This window comes from Qipengyuania sp. YIM B01966 (assembly GCF_016461955.1).
Classification (GTDB): domain Bacteria; phylum Pseudomonadota; class Alphaproteobacteria; order Sphingomonadales; family Sphingomonadaceae; genus QFOP01.
The window spans coordinates 353,829-369,567 of sequence record NZ_JADMNM010000001.1; the positions used below are offsets into that span (position 1 = coordinate 353,829).

Genomic DNA, 15,739 nt, shown 5'->3' on the forward strand with positions numbered 1-15,739 from the left:
GTTGCATGCGCTCAATCTAGGCGCTCATCAGCCGGATTGCCAGCATCGTCATCGCCCAGCACGCTGGCCATTGTCTGATCAATCGGTTCGAGCAGCCCGGTAGCGCGCAATTCCTCGATCCCCGGCAGGTCGCGGCGGCTTTCGAGCCCGAAATGATCGAGAAAGGCGGGCGTCGTGGCATAGATGACCGGCCGCCCAGGGACTTCGCGCCGCCCGGCGGGCCGGACCCATCCCGCCTCCATCAGCACGTCGAGCGTGCCGGGCGAGGTCTGCACCCCGCGAATCGCCTCGATCTCGGCGCGACTGACAGGTTCGTGATAAGCGACAATCGCCAGCACCTCGGTCGCCGCCCGGCTCAGCCGCCGGTTGTGCTCGCGTTCCCGGCGCAGGATATGAGCGAGATCGGCGGCGGTCTCGAAATGCCAGCGCCCGCCGCGCTCGACCAGATGAATGCCGCGCGGGGCATAATCATCGGCCAGCGCGGCCAGCGCCGCCCGCAAGCTTGCCGGAGGGGCATCCCCCAGATGGGCGGCGAGCGCCTCGACACTCATCGGCTGGTCGCTGGCGAACAGCGCCGCCTCGATGGCGCGGGCAAGTTCGTCGGGCGCGTCGATCATGCCACCGCCCGGCGCAGCGCCAGCGGCCCGAACGGAGCGTCCTGTGCGATCTCTGCCCGCCCCAGCCGCGCCAGTTCGAGCATCGCGACGAAGCTGGACGCGAGCGCCGATTTGCGCAGGCGTGGGTCGCCGGCGGTCGGCAGGAACTCCTCGATCCGGATCCAGTCCACGCGCACGCCCAGCATGGCCGAAACCCGCTCGAGCGCGGTCTCCAGCGTCATCACCGGACGCTCGCGCACCATGTGGACCGCAGGGGCGGTGCGCGCGCGAACGTGCCCGTAGGCCTGCACCAGCGCAAACCAGTCGCACGACCAGTTGGTCTTGCGGTCGGTCCGCAAACCCTCGGGCGCACCCCGCAGAAAGACATCGCGTCCAAGCCGGTCGCGCGCCATCAACCGTGCCGCTGCCTCGCGCATCGCCCCCAGCCGCTGCAGGCGGAGTTGCAGGCGCAAGGCCAGCTCTTCAGGGCTGGGGTCCTCCTGCTCCTCCTTGGGCAGCAGCATGGCGGATTTGAGGTAAGCGAGCCAGGCGGCCATCACCAGATAATCGGCCGCCAGTTCCAATCGCAAAGCCTCGGCCCGCTCGATATAGTCGAGATACTGATCGACTAGGGCGAGGATCGAGATTGCCCGCAAATCGACCCGCTGGCGCCGCGCGAGATCGAGCAGCAGGTCGAGCGGTCCCTCCCATCCGTCAAGCTCGAGATACAGCGCATCGTCGCTATTTGTCGGACGCGGCCAGAGCGGCGCATCGGAGTCCTCACCATGCGCCGCAAGAGCCGTGTCCTCGCTCATGCTTTCAGCCCCGCAGCGGCCAGCAACGCATCGCGGGTTGCCAGCAATGCTTCGGCGGGGGGCGTTTCGCGCGCGGTGCCCGTGCCCGCCAGCGCCCGATCAAGGCGAGCCCTGGTTTCGTCGGTGGGAGGCGGACAATCGGCCGCAATGGCTGCCATATCTGCCATCTTCGCCCAGCAATTGAGCACCAGATCGCACCCCGCCGCGAGCGCGCGCACGGCCCGCTCGGCAATCGTCCCGTCGAGCGCCTCCATATCGATATCGTCGGTCAGCAGCAGCCCGTCGAATCCGATGCGCTGGCGGATGATGCCGCGAATGATGGTTGGCGACAGGGTGGCGGGCAGAGCGTCGTCCCAGGCGGTGAACAGCAGGTGCCCAGTCATCCCCACCGGCGCGTTGCGCAGTGTGGCAAACGGGGCGAGGTCGATTTCCAGCTCCTCCGCGCTTGCCGTCACGCGGGGCAGCTCCTTGTGCGTGTCGGCCAGCGACCGGCCATGGCCCGGCATATGCTTGATGCAGCCGGCAACCCCCGCCCGTGCCAGCCCGTCGAGGATGGCGCGGCCGAGCGCCGCCACGCGCAACGGCTCTGAACCCAGCGCGCGGTCGCCGATCACGTCGTGTGCGCCGGGCTGGCGCACGTCGAGCGAGGGGTGGCAATCGACGGTGATGCCGACCTCGGCGAGGTCGCGGCCAAGCAGTTCCGCATTCGCCCGCGCGGCTTCAATCGCACTGGCCGGCGCAACATCGTACAACCGGTCAAACAGCTCCCCGGGCGGAAAGGCAGCCCATTCGGGCGGCTTCATCCGCGCCACCCGGCCGCCCTCCTGATCGATGCAAATAAACAGGTGATCGGTGCCGTGAAGCTCGCGCAGACTGTCGGTCAGCGCCCGCACCTGCGCGCGGTCGGCAATGTTGCGGCCGAACAGGATGTAGCCCGCCGGGCGCGCTTCGCGGAAGAAGGCGCGTTCGTCGGCGTTCATCACCGTCGAGGCGAGGCCGAAGATGGCGGGTGTCATCATGGCAAGCTCGCAGCAAGCCCGCTCAGCGGCAAGTGCAGGCGCGGTGGGGCTTGTGCAAAACGGCTCAGCGCTTCACCTGGCAGGCGATGCCGTCCGCCTTGAGCGCGTCGCACAGGGCGCGCGCAGACGCCTCGTTGCCGGCCACCGCCTGCAGCCGGTAGACAGTGCCGATATCGGCCTGACCCTGCACGATGCGGTGGCGCACACCGGCCAGCGCGTCGGTCTGCCGCACAAGGCTGGCCCAGCCGGCTTCGGCCGTCTCGCGGTTCGAATAGGCGCCGACCTGCACCCCGATACCGGGCGCGGCAGGGGCCTCGGTTGCACTCGGCGCGGCGGTGGGGGCCGGGCTGGCGGTGGCCCGCTCGATCGCCGGGCGCGGCGCGTCGCGCTGGGCAAGTTGGCCTTCGCGCGTGCCACCTTCGGCGATAACCGGGGCAACATCGCCGGTGCCAGCGAATTCCTTGCCCCCCGGATCGCTCGGCCGGACCTTGTACGGCCCCGGCGGCGCGGCGACGACGCTGCCATCGGCCACCACCTCGCTGGCGGTGCTCCGGTTGGTCGCCCACCAGATTCCGCCAACCAGCGCCGCCAGCGCGAGGAGGGCCATGAGGGCGTAGGGCAGGATCGACGGGCTGCGGGCTTCTACCTCGTCATCACCCGTATCGAGCCACGGCAGCGCGGCGTCATCGTCTGCAAGGTCGAGCCGGCTTTCGGTGTTGTAGGGGTCGCCCATCATCACATCTCCTCCACCGCGGCGACGCCCAGGATCGCCAGCCCGTTGGCCACAATCTGCCCGATTTGCGCGGCGAGGAACAGCCGTGCGCGCGTCAATTCGGCATCATCGGCGACGATCATCCGCCGCGCCGGATCGTCATTCCCGGCATTCCAGAAGGCATGGAACTCAGCCGCGAGATCGTAGAGATAGAACGCCACCCGGTGCGGCTCCCGCGCCAGCGCGGCCGCCTCGACCACGCGCGGAAACTGCGCCGCGGCGCGCACCAGCGCCCAGTCTCCGGCCCCCAGCCGCGCAAGGCCCGCCGACGCGCCGTCAGGGGCCAGCCCCTCTGCGGCGGCCTTGCGCAAGGTCGAATGGACCCGCGCGCTGGCGTACTGGACGTAGAATACCGGATTGTCCTTCGAGGCTTCGACGACCTTGTCGAAATCGAAATCCATCTGCGCGTCGGGCTTCCTCGTCAGCATGGTGAAGCGCACGACATCCTTGCCGACCATCTCGACCACGTCGGCCAGCGTCACGAAATTGCCCGCGCGCTTGCTCATCTTGAACGGCTGCCCGCCCTTCAGCAGCTGGACCATCTGCACCAGCTTGACCTCGAACGGCTTGGGCGCGGCGCCGTCCGCCCCGGTCAGCGCCGCGACCGCAGCCTTGATCCGCTTGACCGTTCCGGCATGATCCGCGCCCCAGATATCGACCAGCGCATCGGCGGTCTGTGCCTTTTGGAAATGATAGGCGAGATCGGCCCCGAAATAGGTCCAGCTCCCGTCCGATTTGCGGATCGGGCGGTCCTGATCATCGCCGAAACGGGTCGAGCGAAACAGCGGCAGCTCGACCGGCTCCCAATCCTCGGCCACCTTGCCCTTGGGCGCTTCGAGCACGCCATCATAGACCAGATCATGCGCCCGCAGCCACGCCTCGGCCTCGGCCGGCTTGCCCGACGCGTGCAACGCCGCTTCGGAGGCGAAGACATCATGCGAGATGCCAAGCTGGGCCAGGTCGTCGCGGATCATCGCCATCATCGCGTCCACCGCGCGCGCGCGGAACAGCGCCAGCCATTCGCCTCCGGGGGCGGTGGCATAGCGATCGCCGAACTCGGCGGCGAGCGCGCGCCCTACCGGCACTAGATAGTCGCCGGGATAGAGCCCTTCGCCGACCGGACCGGTCGTCTCGCCTAACGCCTCTCGGTAGCGGTGATGCACCGAGCGGGCGAGCACATCAACCTGCCCGCCGGCATCGTTGATGTAATATTCGCGGATCACCCGATGCCCGGCAAATTCGAGCAGGCTGGCGAGCGCATCGCCCACCACCGCGCCGCGGCAATGGCCCATATGCATCGGCCCGGTCGGATTAGCCGAGACATATTCGATATTGACCGTACTGCCCCCGCCCAGCGCCGAGCGGCCATAATCCGCCCCCAGCGCGGCGATAGCCGTCAGTTCGCGCTGCCAGACATCGTCCGCCAGTCGCAGATTAATGAAGCCGGGGCCGGCAATGCTCGCTTCGACCACATCGGGGTCGGCGGCGAGGCGTGTGGTGATCGCTTCGGCCAGCGCGCGCGGATTGGTGCCGGCCTGCTTTGCCAGCACCATCGCCGCGTTGGTGGCGAGGTCACCATGCGCCGGATCGCGCGGCGGTTCGACCGTCACGGCGGCAAGGTCGACGCCCGCCGGCAGCACGCCATCCGCTTCCAGCGCGTGCAATACCGTGCGCAGCCGCGCGGTGAAGGCGGCGAACAGGGTCTGGGGGGCGGCGCTTTCGGCTGGCTCGGACATGGCCCGCGCCGGTAGCCGATTGCGCGCGCGCGGGAAAGGGGCCGGCTGCCCCCTCAGCGCGTGGCGTTATAGCCCAGCTGCGCGTCGGTCAGGTGGAAGCCGACCAGCAGTTCGAAACTCGCGCGGGCAAGCGCGGCGCGCACTTCGGGTTCGGTCATCGGATCGACCGCTGCCTCCTGGTCGCCGGCGCGGCGTTCGCGCGTGATGCGTTCGCGGATCTCGGCGGGCAGGGTGGCTTCGGCGCGGTCGATATACGCGCCGGCCTGGGCGGAGGCACGGGCGCGTTCCTGGCCGTCGGCGAAGTCGAGCACCACAGTGCCCACCCGCTTCGACACGACCGCGCTGCCGCCGCGCAGCACGGTGACGAAATAGGGCAGTTCGACCCGCCGCGCGCCCCGCGTGTCGGTGCGCCGCGCAAGCACGTCGAAGCTCGCCTGCGAATAGACCTTGTCGCCCGATTCGTTGCACGTCGGGCGGACATTGGTCATCGCTGCGACCACGTCGATATTGTCGGCCGTGGCGCCCGCAGCAGGGCTGCGGAAGGTGGTGATGTCGCCGGTATAGTCGGGAATGCCAACCGCCGGGCAGGCGGTGCGGACCGCGGTAATGCCGACCCCGTCCGACAGCACCAGCTCGCCCGGCTTGGCGCAGCCTGCCAGCATGGTGAGGGTAAGGAGCCCCGCCCCGACCAGACGCCCTGACCCGACCATACGCATTGTCATCAGCAATCCCTTTATTGAGCGCGGCGGCCTCGGGCCCCGGCGCAGTTCGCGTGCAGCCCTAGCCCGCGCCGCGCCGCTACGCTAGAGGGGGGCGTATGAACGCCGCCTTCACTCCTGCCGCCCTGCCCCTGCCCCAAGCGGACCATAATGGCGATGCTGCGCGCCCCGCGCTCGAGGTGCTGGTGGCCGCGCCGCGGGGCTTTTGCGCCGGGGTCGACCGGGCGATCGAGATCGTCGAGCGCGCGCTGGCCCGGTATGGCGCGCCGGTCTTCGTGCGGCACGAAATCGTCCACAACCGTTTCGTGGTCGATACGCTGAAGGCCAAGGGCGCGGTGTTTGTCGATGAGCTCGACAAGGTGCCCGATGGCGCGCCGGTGGTATTCAGCGCGCATGGCGTACCCAAAGCAGTCCCGGCCGAGGCCGACCGGCGCGGGCTCGACTGGCTCGATGCGACCTGCCCGCTGGTCAGCAAGGTCCACCGCCAGGCCGAACGGCTTATCGAAAAAGGCGTGCATATCCTGTTCATCGGCCATGCCGGCCATCCCGAGGTGATCGGGACGATGGGGCAGGTGCCGGCCGGGTCGATCACGCTGGTCGAGGACGAGAGTGACGTGGCGACGCTGGAATTCGCCTCCGATGCGCCGCTTGGCTACCTGACCCAGACTACATTGTCGGTGGAAGATACCGCGCACATTATCGCTGCGCTGCACGCGCGCTTTCCCGCGATTGTCGCCCCGAAGGCGGATGACATCTGCTATGCCACCAGCAACCGTCAGGCGGCGATCAAACAGATCGCTCCGGCGGCCGATCTCGTGCTGGTGATCGGTGCGCCCAATTCATCCAACTCGCTGCGGCTGGTCGAGGTGGCCGAACGGTGCGGCACGTCGGCGCGCCTGATCCAGCGCGCGGACGAAATCGCGCCTGAATGGCTGGCGGGGGTCGGCACGCTTGGCCTCACCGCCGGCGCGTCGGCGCCCGAGGCGCTGGTGCGCGAGGTGCTCGACCGGCTGGCGCTGTGGCGCACCGTCATCACGCGCGAGATTGTCACCGCAGAAGAGCGCATCACCTTCAAGCTGCCCCGCCAGCTCGCCGACTGAGCGGTGGCGGTTTACACCCAGCTCGGCGCGGAAGCGATCGCCGCGCTGGTTGGCGCCTACGATATCGGCGCACTGGTTTCGGCCAAGGGCATCGCGGAAGGGGTGTCGAACTCCAATTGGCTGATCGAGACGACGGGCGCGGACAGCGCTGGGGCCAACAGGGGCGCGCGGTTCATTCTGACGCTTTATGAACGGCGCATCGACCTCGCCGATCTGCCGTTCTTCCTCGGCCTGCTCGACCATCTGGCGGCCGAAGGCTGCCCGGTGCCTGCGACGATCCATGACCGCGCCGGCGCGGCGATCCGCGAGGTGGCGGGCAAGAAGGCCGCGCTGATCGAGTTCCTGCCCGGCATCTCGCCCACCCGGCCCAATGCGGCGCAGGCCCATGCGGTCGGCGCGGCGCTGGCGCAGGTGCATCTGGCGGCGCAGGATTTCCCGCTGCGGCGGGCCAATGCGCTGGATATTACGCATACTGCGCGCGCGCTTGAGCGTTGCGGGGCGCAGGCGCTAGGCAATATCGACCCGACGCTGGCGGGCCTTGCCGATGCCGCGGCAGGGCTGGCGGCGCGCTGGCCGCACGATCTGCCGCGCTCGATCTGCCATACCGACCTGTTCCCCGACAATGTGCTGCTGCGCGGCGATGATGTGGCCGGGCTGATCGACTTCTATTTCGCTGCCGAAGAGGCGATGGCCTATGACCTCGCGGTCACGCACGCGGCCTGGTGCTTCGATCCCGCCGGCACGCGGTTTGAACCCGAACTGGGGAGCGCGCTAATCGCGGGGTATGACAGCCGGCGCCCGCTGGAGCCGCACGAGCGGGCGTGCCTGCCGCTGCTAGCCGAGGGGGCGTGCCTGCGCTTTGTCGCCAGCCGGGCAGAAGACTGGCTCGACACTCCCACCAGCGCGCAGGTCGCGCGCAAGGATCCGCTGGATTTCGCCCGGCGCTGGCGCTTTTATGCCGAAAACGGCGCACAGGCCTTCGCCTGACCGCCAGCGCGGGCTAAGGGGCGGCGCGATGAAACAGGTCGAATTGTTCACCGACGGTGCCTGCAAGGGCAATCCCGGCCCCGGCGGGTGGGGCGCGCTGCTGCGGATGGGGCGCCACGAGAAGGAACTGTCGGGCGGCGAGCGCGATACGACCAATAACCGGATGGAAATGACCGCCGCCATTCGCGGGCTCGCCGCGCTGATCGAGCCGTGCGAGGTTGCGCTGCACACCGACAGCAAATATCTGATCGACGGGATCACACGCTGGGTGCACGGCTGGCAGAAGAATGGCTGGGTCAATGCCAGCAAGAAGCCGGTCCGCAATGCCGATCTGTGGCACGAACTGATCGAACAGACCGGGCGTCACCGGGTCCACTGGCACTGGGTCAAGGGCCATGCCGGGCACCCCGAGAACGAACGCGTCGACACGCTCGCCAGTGCGGCGGCCGAAGCGCAGGCGGCACTACGCGGCTAGCCGGTCGGGGGCGTAAAGCGCCGGATCGAGCCGGTCGGTCAGAGAGTCGCGGGGAGCACCGGCGAGAAGTTGCGCGGTCAGCCGGGCGGCCGCCGGCGCGGTCTGGATGCCGAAGCCGCCCTGCCCGGCAAACCACACGAACGCCCCGTCGCGCGGGTCGCGGCCGTAGACGGGCAGCCGGTCGGGGGCAAAGCTGCGAAGTCCTGCCCAGCGATGCTCGATTGCCGCGACCGGCCAGTCGGCCACCTCGCCGAAACGATGGAGGGCGAGCGCCACGTCCAGTTCCTCCGCCGCCGCATCGCAGGGTGCGGACGGGGTTTCGTCATGCGGCGAGAGCCACAGCCGCGCGCCATCGGGGCGGAAATAGAAACTGCCATCCATTCCGATGACCAGCGGCAGATCGGGCGGCGGCGGCGGATCGACGCGCAATTGCACCATCGTGCGCCGCAGCGGGGTGATGCCAAGCTGCCCGATACCGGCAAGGCGCGCGACCTCGTCGGCCCAGGCCCCGGCCGCGTTGACCAGCGTGCCGCACTCCGCGGCCACCCCGCGCCCGGCGAGCCGCCAGCCCGCGGCGGTGCGCGTAACCTCATCAATTCGCGCATTCGGATGCAACGTAACGCCGCTCGCCCGCGCGCGCGCGAGGTAGTGCGCGTGCAGCGTGGCGACGTCGATATCGGCGCAGGCCGGCTGCCACACCCCTTCATCCCACCCCTCGCGCAGTCCGGGCACCCGCGCGGCGAGCTGCGCCCGGTTCAACGGGTGCAGCGCTACCCCGCTGCCGGCGTAGGCGGCGAGGAAATTCGCCACGGCCGCATCCTCCCCCGGCGGTGCGAGGTAGAGCGCGCCGCGCGGCGCGAGGACGCCGCACTCGGCGAGATACGGGCCGGACGCCTGCGTCAGCGGGACAATCTGCGGTCCGCCATAGCACTCGTCCCAGAACGCGGCCGAGCGGCCGGTGGCATGATAGCCGGGCTGCGGCTCCGCCTCGAACACGGCGATCCGCTCCTGCGGAAGCAACGCGGCAAGTTCGGCGGCGAGGCTGGCCCCGGCGATTCCGGCGCCGATGATCGCGATGTCGGCTGTCAGCATCACCCTTGCGCCGGGGCCACCCGATCGAGGAACCCGGCGATCGCGCCCATCGCCCGGTCACGTACCGGATCGATCTCGCGCAGGATTTCGTGGCGCGCCTCGGGTCCGAAGGCGACCAGTTCGCCGTTGGGCAGGCGGCGCGCGGCCCGCTGGATCGCGGCCCAGTTGACCAGCCGGTCAGCGCTGGTGCCGAACAGCAAGACCGGGGTCGTCACCTGTTCCAGCACGCCCGGCTGTTCCAGTGCGCGCATCGAGGCATAGGCGCGCTCGACCCAGCCCCAGCTGCCGGGCCCCATCACCAGCCCGGGCCGCACCTGCCGCCACCACAACTCATCTTCGTAACGGGCAGCATCATGGGTCAGCAGGTTGGCGCGGTCAGCCGGCATTTCGCCCGGCTTTTCGCTCCATTTCCAAGCCGGACGGGTCGCCGGGCCGAGCGCGGCCATCACCCTTGCCGCCAGATGGGCCAAGGGCAGCGGCAGGTTGGGGGCGGAGAAACCGAGCATCGGCGCCGACAGCACAGCGGCATCGGGATCGACCCTCCGCTCGGCCAGCGCCCGCAGCGCCAGATGCCCGCCCATTGAATGGCCGATCAGGACATAGGGGCCTGGACCGACGCTGCGCCATGTTTCCCAGAACCCGGCGAGATCGTCGATCCACTGGGCAAAGTCACGGACATGCCCGGTGACCTTGTCCGCCCCAAGCCGGCCAGACCCCGCCTGCCCGCGCCAGTCGATCGAGGTTACGCGCCAACCCGCATCGTGCCATTCGGCGAAGCTTTCGAGATATTTCTCGTAATGATCCCCGCGCCCGGGAAGGAACAGCAGCGAGCCGCGCGGCGGGGCCGCGTTGCGCGATGCGGCGGTGGGTGCGGCAAAGTCGATCCGGCGGATCTGGTGTCCATCGGTCGCTGTCCACCAGTCTTCCTGTGCGAAGGCCGGGATCGACCGGCGGTCGACCCCCGAACGGCTGCGATGCGCGTCGCGATCGGGCTGATGATAACTAATACCGCCCTCCTGCGGTTGGTTACTATTTGGTAAGCCATAGCCTTTAGCACCGACCCCGCAAAGTTGGGGGGCGGTTATGACTGGCGCGATGGTCCAATATGGTCTGCTGATTGCCTTGGCAATCGCGCTGGTGGTGGCAGCATTTACCGATCTGCGCCGCCGTCAGATCGACAATTGGCTTAATGCGGGAATCGCGCTTGCCGCGCCGGCGTTCTGGTGGGCCAGCGGCTTGTCGCTGTGGCCCGATGTGGCGCTGCAACTGGGGGTTGCGCTGGCCGCCTTTGCGGTCCTTGCCGGCCTGTTCGCGCTGCGCGCGATGGGTGGCGGCGATGTGAAGCTGCTGACCGCGCTGGCGCTGTGGATCGAGCCGGGCTGGTTCCTCAAGCTGCTGGTGGTCATGGCGCTGGTTGGCGGCGTGCTGACGATCGTGATGGGCGCGTGGCACGTTGCACGCCGCCAGCGCGACCGGCTGCAAATCCCTTATGGCGTAGCCATCGCCGCAGCCGGCATCTGGGTGCTGGGGGCGCAATATCTGCCCGCCGCCAGCCTCGCCGCCGCGCAGGCGGGGTGAACCCGATTTTAACCATTTCCACCGTAGCAACACCGAGGATTGCCGCCGGCTTTTCAGACCGGCAGCCGAATGAGGGGGCCGATTGAGCCATGGACAGGAAGAAGCTGGTTCTGCTGCTGGGGGCATTGATCATCGCGATCGGGACCGCCCTTGCCGCGCGGAGTATGTTCGCCGGGGCCGCCGCCCCGCAGTCCCAGGCCGCGGCGCCGCAGCCCGTCGGGCCCAAGGTGCTGGTTGCCAAGCGCGGCCTGCCCGTAGGCACGATCATCACCGCCGATTCCATCGGCTTCCAGCAATGGCCGAGCGAGCTGGTGCAGGACGCCTATTTCCTCGACGGCGAGGCCGACATGTCGAAACTGCTCGGCACTGTGGTCCGCTATCCGGTGACGGCAGGCGAGCCGGTGACGCAAGGGTCGCTGGTGGCCCCCGGCGACCGCGGCTTCCTCGCCGCCGCGCTTGGGCCGGGGATGCGCGCCGTGACCGTGCCGGTGTCGGCCAAGACCGGGGTCGGCGGCTTCGTCTTCCCGGGTGACCGGGTGGACTTGGTGCTGACCCAGTCGATCAGCGGCGATGAAGGCGCCGAGCTGAAAACTTCCGAAACCATCATCCGCAATCTGCGCGTGCTGGCGACCGACCAGTCGACCGAACAGGAAACCGAAGAAGGCAAGACGGTGGTCAAGGAATTCCGTACCGTCACGCTCGAGGTCACGCCGCGGATCGCCGAAAAGGTCTCGGTCGCGCAGACCATCGGCACGCTCAGCCTGTCGCTGCGCTCGATCGCTGACAATCAGAGCGAGCTGGAACAGGCCATCGCCGCCGGCGAAGTGACCATCCCCGACAATGCCACGCCCGAAGAAGAGGCCCGCATCCTGCGCGAAGCGATGTCGCGCCCGATCGACCGGGGCACCACCTTTGTCACCGGCGGCGACGTCTCGCGTTTCCAGCGCAGCACCGTCCCGCCGCGCCGCAGCTCGGCACAACGCGAGGCGCAGGCGCAGCAGGCCATCGGTTCGATGACCACGGCTATTGCCGGGCTCGCCGGGGCCACTGGTGGCGGGGCTGCCGCCGGAGCCGCCGCTGCGGCCCCGTCCGGTCCGGTGGTCCGCGTTACCCGCGGCAAGGAAACCACCGCCGTCGAGGTGGGAAGAAACTGAAATGGTCGCGCATCAACACATACTGAACGCAACCGGCGCAGCCCGGATGCCCAAGGGGGGCAAAGCCTTGAAACCTCGCATTACCGCATCGCTGCTGCTGGCCGGCCTCGCCGTGCTGCCGTTGGCCACCGTCCCGGTCGCACCCGCCCACGCCCAGCAGGTCGTCCGCCCGGCACAGTCGATCGTGCTGTCGATCGGCCGGGGCGAGCTGGTCACCGTGCCCGGCGCAATGGCCGACGTGTTCGTCGCCAATGACGAAGTAGCCGACGTCCAGGTCAAGTCGCGCAACGAGCTTTATGTGTTTGCCAAGGCGGGCGGCGAAACCACCGTCTATGCGTCCAACGCCGCCGGCCAGGTGGTGTGGGCAGCCAATGTCCGCGTCGGCTCGAACATTGACAGCATCGACCAGATGCTGGCGCTGGCCATGCCCGAGGCGCAGATTGCGGTGTCGACTATGGGCACCAACACGGTGCTGCTGACCGGCACCGTCGCCGCGCCCGAGGATGCTGCCGAAGCCGAACGGCTGGTCAAAGCATTCGTGGGCGAAAACAGCAACGTCATCTCGCGCCTGCGCATGGCAACGCCGCTGCAGGTCAATCTGCAAGTCCGCTTTGCCGAGGTCAGCCGTTCGCTGGTCCGCGCGATCGGGGTTAATCTTTCAACGATTGACGGCAGCAGCGGAATGCAAATCGGTGTCGGTCAAGGGCGCGCTGGATGGGCGCCGACCTTTCGTCCGGGAAGCGCGACAGGGATTGGCAACCAGACCAAAGTGTGGGTGCCGAACCCTGTTTTCAATCCCAGCCTGCCAGCGACGGGCGCGAACGCACCGCTGATTGAGGTTGACGGAACGTCGATCAACCCCATTGCGGGTGGCACAACGCTCGGCCTTGCCAGCAAGTTCCTTGGCCTCGATTTCCTCAGTGCGCTCGATCTTGCCGAGCGTGACGGGCTGGTAACGACTTTGTCGAACCCCAACCTCACCGCCCTGTCGGGCGAGACGGCCGACTTCCTCGCCGGCGGCGAATTTCCGATCCCGATCAGCCAGGGTCTCGGCACCACGGCGATCGAGTACAAGAAGTTCGGCGTCAGCCTCGCCTATACGCCCACCGTGCTGGCCAATGGCCGCATCTCGATCCGCGTGCGGCCCGAAGTGTCGGAACTGTCGAGCCAGGGGGCGGTGACGCTCAATGGCTTTCAGGTGCCGGCGCTGACCATCCGCCGCGCCGAGACCACGGTCGAGCTGGGTTCGGGCCAGAGCTTCATGATCGCCGGGCTGATGAGCAACAGCGCGCAGCAGACGATCGACAAGGCGCCGGGCGTGGGCGACGTGCCGATCCTCGGCAATCTGTTCCGCTCGCGCAATTTCCGCCGCGGCGAAACCGAGCTGGTGATCGTGGTCACGCCCTATCTGGTGAACCCGGTCAACGAACGCGACATCCGCCTGCCGACCGATGGCTTCCGCACTTCGAGCGAGGGCGAGGCCCTGCTCGGCTTCCGCGAGAATGCCGGCCGCAGCGGCGAATTGCGCCCCGGCCCGCGCGTTGCAGGCGAAGCGGGCGCCGCACCGGCAGCGCCCGCGATCAGTGCGCAGGATGCGGGGGCACCGCCGCCGCCCGCTGCCGATGCGCGCAATCGTAACCGCCAGGCCGAGGCCGCGGCCGCACCCGGTTTCAACTTCTGATCGCCTGAGGGGACAGTCACATGACACACGCACGCACGCATCGCCGCCTGCTCGCCTCCGCGACGGCGCTCTCGCTTGGTCTCGCCCTCACTGCCTGTGGCGGGATGGCCGACAATCGCAGCCTCTACTCGATCCACCAGCCGGTGATTGAACGCAGCAATTACGCGTTCGACATCAATGCCGGGTATGGCGGGCTAGATACTGCCGAACAGATGCGACTGGCCGGCTGGTTCGAAGCGATCGGCCTGCGCTATGGCGACCGCGTCGCGATTGACGATCCGGCGATGAGCGGCGCGACCCGCGATGCGGTGGCGAATATCGCCAAGCGCTATGGCATCCTCCTCGCAGACAGCGCGCCGGTGACCGAAGGGCAGCTCGCCCCGGGGCAGGCGCGTGTGGTCGTGACCCGCAGCAGCGCCGCGGTGCCCGGCTGCCCCGACTGGGCAGCGCAATCGGATACCAACCTCAACAACGCGACCTATTCGAACTACGGCTGCGCCGTGAACGCCAACATGGCGGCGATGGTCGCCAATCCGGAAGATCTGGTCAACGGCCAGCGCGGCACCGGGCAGACGACGGTGATGAGCGCGTCGAAGGCGATCTCGACCTACCGCGAAGCGGAACCGACCGGCAAGGCTGGCCTCAGCCAGACCAGCAGCACCGAAGGGGGTAACTGAGCCATGAACGCGCCCTGGAAATCTTCCATGCCCGGCAATCGCGACCCGTTTGCCGCCTTCGTCTGCGACGATGCCGCGCTCGACGTGCTGCGCCCGGTAGTGGTTGAAATGGGCTGGCAGCCGGAAAAATGCGCTCGCGGCGGCCTCCGCAATGCGGTCCAGTCGCTATCGGTGGCTGCGAGCCCCAATATCCTGCTGGTCGATCTGTCGGAAAGCGGCGATCCGCTGAACGACATCAATGCGCTGGCCGAGGTGTGCGAGCCGGGCACGGTGGTGATCGCCACCGGGCAGGTCAACGATGTGCGGCTCTACCGCGACCTGCTCGCCAGCGGGATCCATGATTATCTGCTCAAGCCGCTATCGGTGGCGCAACTGCGCGAGGCGCTGACCAACGCCCAGGCGGTGTTCGCCGCCCCGCGCGCCGGCCATGCTGAAGCGGTCAGGCGCCATATCACGACCGCCGTTGTGGGCACGCGCGGGGGGGTCGGTGCGTCGATGCTGGCGACCTCGCTCGCCTGGCTGTTCTCGACCGAGCACAAACAGCCGACGGCGCTGCTCGATCTCGACATCCATTTCGGCACTGGCGCGCTGGCGCTCGACCTCGAACCGGGGCGCGGGCTGACCGATGCGATCGAAAACCCGAGCCGGATCGACGGCCTCTTCATCGAACGCGCAATGATCCGCGCGAACGAGAACCTTGCCATTCTGTCGGCCGAGGCGCCGATCAACGCACCGCTGCTGACCGACGGGTCCGCCTTCGTCCAGCTCGAGGAGGAGTTTCGCAACGCCTTCGAGATGACGGTGATCGATCTGCCACGCAACATGCTGATCAACTTCCCGCACCTCCTCGCCGATGTGAACGTGATCGTGCTGGCGACCGAGCTGACGCTGGCATCGGCGCGCGACACGATCCGCATCCTGTCTTGGCTCAAGGCTAATGCGCCCAATGCCCGGCCGGTGATCGTCTCCAACAAGATGCAGGCCGGCACCGCCGAGATCAGCAAGGCCGATTTCGAAGCCTCGATCGAACACAAGATCGACCTTGTCATCCCCTATGACATCAAGGCGGCAAGCAATGCGGCCAAGCTGGGGCAGACCTTTGCCGAAGCCAATCACGCGACCAAATCCGGCGCCGCGCTGCGGCAACTGGCGGAAATGGTGCTGGGTGCCAGCGAAGACGATGCCGACGCCGCTCCAACCGGCGTACCGGGCAAGAAATCGCTGCTCGCCGGGCTCGACCTCAAGTCGCTGCTCGCCGGCAAGGGCAAAGGCGGCGCCAAGAGCGGCGCCAAAGCCGAAGCCGCGCCGGCCGCCTGATGGCCGGTGGCACCACCCCCG

The 15,739-nt window shown here is 68.3% G+C and carries 16 protein-coding genes; 8 read left to right on the forward strand and 8 right to left on the reverse strand.

The genetic code is table 11. The features are described 5' to 3' along the window. Positions 1-11: 11 nt before the first annotated feature. The 6 genes from scpB to ILT46_RS01860 all read right to left on the reverse strand — a co-directional run bounded on the left by scpB (position 12) and on the right by ILT46_RS01860 (position 5,654). Complete coding sequence (scpB, locus tag ILT46_RS01835) at positions 12-617, reverse strand: SMC-Scp complex subunit ScpB (protein ID WP_199502909.1); 606 nt, start codon at positions 615-617, stop codon at positions 12-14. Further along, a complete protein-coding gene (locus tag ILT46_RS01840; protein WP_199502910.1) occupies positions 614-1,411 on the reverse strand; it encodes a segregation and condensation protein A in 798 nt (265 codons plus the stop codon). Before ILT46_RS01840 ends, scpB begins: the two co-directional genes overlap by 4 nt. Next, entirely contained in the window at positions 1,408-2,427 is a 1,020-nt protein-coding gene (nagZ, locus tag ILT46_RS01845) for a beta-N-acetylhexosaminidase (RefSeq protein ID WP_199502911.1), read from the reverse strand. Before nagZ ends, ILT46_RS01840 begins: the two co-directional genes overlap by 4 nt. 67 nt (positions 2,428-2,494) lie before the next feature. Continuing rightward, the gene (locus ILT46_RS01850) at positions 2,495-3,166 is read right to left on the reverse strand and encodes an SPOR domain-containing protein (protein ID WP_199502912.1); all 672 of its coding nucleotides are present in this window, start codon (positions 3,164-3,166) and stop codon (positions 2,495-2,497) included. Then, positions 3,166-4,938, reverse strand: a complete 1,773-nt coding sequence (gene argS, locus ILT46_RS01855) for an arginine--tRNA ligase (RefSeq protein WP_199502913.1) — start codon at positions 4,936-4,938, stop codon at positions 3,166-3,168. Before argS ends, ILT46_RS01850 begins: the two co-directional genes overlap by 1 nt. 53 nt (positions 4,939-4,991) lie before the next feature. Further along, positions 4,992-5,654 (reverse strand): hypothetical protein, encoded by a 663-nt coding sequence (locus ILT46_RS01860; RefSeq protein WP_233396949.1) that lies wholly within the window; start codon positions 5,652-5,654, stop codon positions 4,992-4,994. A 101-nt stretch (positions 5,655-5,755) separates the two neighbouring features. Here ILT46_RS01860 and ispH point away from each other — a divergent pair, with 101 nt between their 5' ends. Genes ispH through rnhA form a run of 3 tightly spaced genes read left to right on the forward strand, consistent with a single transcriptional unit; the run spans position 5,756 to position 8,219 of the window. After that, positions 5,756-6,757: a 4-hydroxy-3-methylbut-2-enyl diphosphate reductase gene (gene ispH, locus ILT46_RS01865; protein ID WP_199502914.1), complete on the forward strand. Its 1,002-nt coding sequence runs from the start codon at positions 5,756-5,758 to the stop codon at positions 6,755-6,757. Between the two features lie 3 nt (positions 6,758-6,760). Beyond that, positions 6,761-7,744 carry a homoserine kinase gene (locus tag ILT46_RS01870; protein ID WP_199502915.1) on the forward strand — a complete coding sequence of 328 codons (984 nt, stop codon included), beginning with the start codon at positions 6,761-6,763 and terminating at the stop codon, positions 7,742-7,744. 28 nt (positions 7,745-7,772) lie between these two features. Next, positions 7,773-8,219: a ribonuclease HI gene (gene rnhA / locus ILT46_RS01875; RefSeq protein WP_199502916.1), complete on the forward strand. Its 447-nt coding sequence runs from the start codon at positions 7,773-7,775 to the stop codon at positions 8,217-8,219. Here the strand turns inward: rnhA and ILT46_RS01880 are convergent. Together ILT46_RS01880 and ILT46_RS01885 are read right to left on the reverse strand one after the other, a co-directional pair. Beyond that, positions 8,208-9,311: an NAD(P)/FAD-dependent oxidoreductase gene (locus ILT46_RS01880; RefSeq protein WP_199502917.1), complete on the reverse strand. Its 1,104-nt coding sequence runs from the start codon at positions 9,309-9,311 to the stop codon at positions 8,208-8,210. The genes rnhA and ILT46_RS01880 overlap by 12 nt on opposite strands. After that, positions 9,311-10,441: an alpha/beta fold hydrolase gene (locus ILT46_RS01885; protein ID WP_370592304.1), complete on the reverse strand. Its 1,131-nt coding sequence runs from the start codon at positions 10,439-10,441 to the stop codon at positions 9,311-9,313. The genes ILT46_RS01880 and ILT46_RS01885 overlap by 1 nt, the downstream gene beginning before the upstream one ends. Between ILT46_RS01885 and ILT46_RS01890 the strand changes: the two genes are divergently transcribed. The 5 genes from ILT46_RS01890 (at position 10,395) to ILT46_RS01910 (ending at position 15,718) form a co-directional block, all read left to right on the forward strand. Further along, a complete protein-coding gene (locus ILT46_RS01890) occupies positions 10,395-10,889 on the forward strand; it encodes an A24 family peptidase (RefSeq protein WP_233396887.1) in 495 nt (164 codons plus the stop codon). The genes ILT46_RS01885 and ILT46_RS01890 overlap by 47 nt on opposite strands. Before the next feature lie 89 nt (positions 10,890-10,978). Then, positions 10,979-12,043, forward strand: coding sequence for a Flp pilus assembly protein CpaB (gene cpaB, locus ILT46_RS01895; RefSeq protein WP_199502918.1), 1,065 nt, complete (start codon positions 10,979-10,981; stop codon positions 12,041-12,043). 46 nt (positions 12,044-12,089) lie between these two features. Then, a complete protein-coding gene (locus tag ILT46_RS01900; RefSeq protein WP_199503094.1) occupies positions 12,090-13,724 on the forward strand; it encodes a type II and III secretion system protein family protein in 1,635 nt (544 codons plus the stop codon). 20 nt (positions 13,725-13,744) lie between these two features. Further along, positions 13,745-14,401 (forward strand): CpaD family pilus assembly protein, encoded by a 657-nt coding sequence (locus tag ILT46_RS01905; protein WP_199502919.1) that lies wholly within the window; start codon positions 13,745-13,747, stop codon positions 14,399-14,401. 3 nt (positions 14,402-14,404) lie between these two features. Continuing rightward, the gene (locus tag ILT46_RS01910) at positions 14,405-15,718 is read left to right on the forward strand and encodes a pilus assembly protein CpaE (RefSeq protein ID WP_199502920.1); all 1,314 of its coding nucleotides are present in this window, start codon (positions 14,405-14,407) and stop codon (positions 15,716-15,718) included. Positions 15,719-15,739 lie beyond the last annotated feature (21 nt).

What these genes read in the sequence shown, in the direction of transcription:
- scpB (WP_199502909.1), bottom strand. Translation starts at nt 617, where the DNA reads ATGATCGACGCGCCCGACGAACTTGCCCGCGCCATCGAGGCGGCGCTG.
- ILT46_RS01840 (WP_199502910.1), bottom strand. Translation starts at nt 1,411, where the DNA reads ATGAGCGAGGACACGGCTCTTGCGGCGCATGGTGAGGACTCCGATGCG.
- nagZ (WP_199502911.1), bottom strand. Translation starts at nt 2,427, where the DNA reads ATGACACCCGCCATCTTCGGCCTCGCCTCGACGGTGATGAACGCCGAC.
- ILT46_RS01850 (WP_199502912.1), bottom strand. Translation starts at nt 3,166, where the DNA reads ATGATGGGCGACCCCTACAACACCGAAAGCCGGCTCGACCTTGCAGAC.
- argS (WP_199502913.1), bottom strand. Translation starts at nt 4,938, where the DNA reads ATGTCCGAGCCAGCCGAAAGCGCCGCCCCCCAGACCCTGTTCGCCGCC.
- ILT46_RS01860 (WP_233396949.1), bottom strand. Translation starts at nt 5,654, where the DNA reads ATGCGTATGGTCGGGTCAGGGCGTCTGGTCGGGGCGGGGCTCCTTACC.
- ispH (WP_199502914.1), top strand. Translation starts at nt 5,756, where the DNA reads ATGAACGCCGCCTTCACTCCTGCCGCCCTGCCCCTGCCCCAAGCGGAC.
- rnhA (WP_199502916.1), top strand. Translation starts at nt 7,773, where the DNA reads ATGAAACAGGTCGAATTGTTCACCGACGGTGCCTGCAAGGGCAATCCC.
- ILT46_RS01880 (WP_199502917.1), bottom strand. Translation starts at nt 9,311, where the DNA reads ATGCTGACAGCCGACATCGCGATCATCGGCGCCGGAATCGCCGGGGCC.
- ILT46_RS01890 (WP_233396887.1), top strand. Translation starts at nt 10,395, where the DNA reads ATGACTGGCGCGATGGTCCAATATGGTCTGCTGATTGCCTTGGCAATC.
- cpaB (WP_199502918.1), top strand. Translation starts at nt 10,979, where the DNA reads ATGGACAGGAAGAAGCTGGTTCTGCTGCTGGGGGCATTGATCATCGCG.
- ILT46_RS01900 (WP_199503094.1), top strand. Translation starts at nt 12,090, where the DNA reads ATGCCCAAGGGGGGCAAAGCCTTGAAACCTCGCATTACCGCATCGCTG.
- ILT46_RS01905 (WP_199502919.1), top strand. Translation starts at nt 13,745, where the DNA reads ATGACACACGCACGCACGCATCGCCGCCTGCTCGCCTCCGCGACGGCG.
- ILT46_RS01910 (WP_199502920.1), top strand. Translation starts at nt 14,405, where the DNA reads ATGAACGCGCCCTGGAAATCTTCCATGCCCGGCAATCGCGACCCGTTT.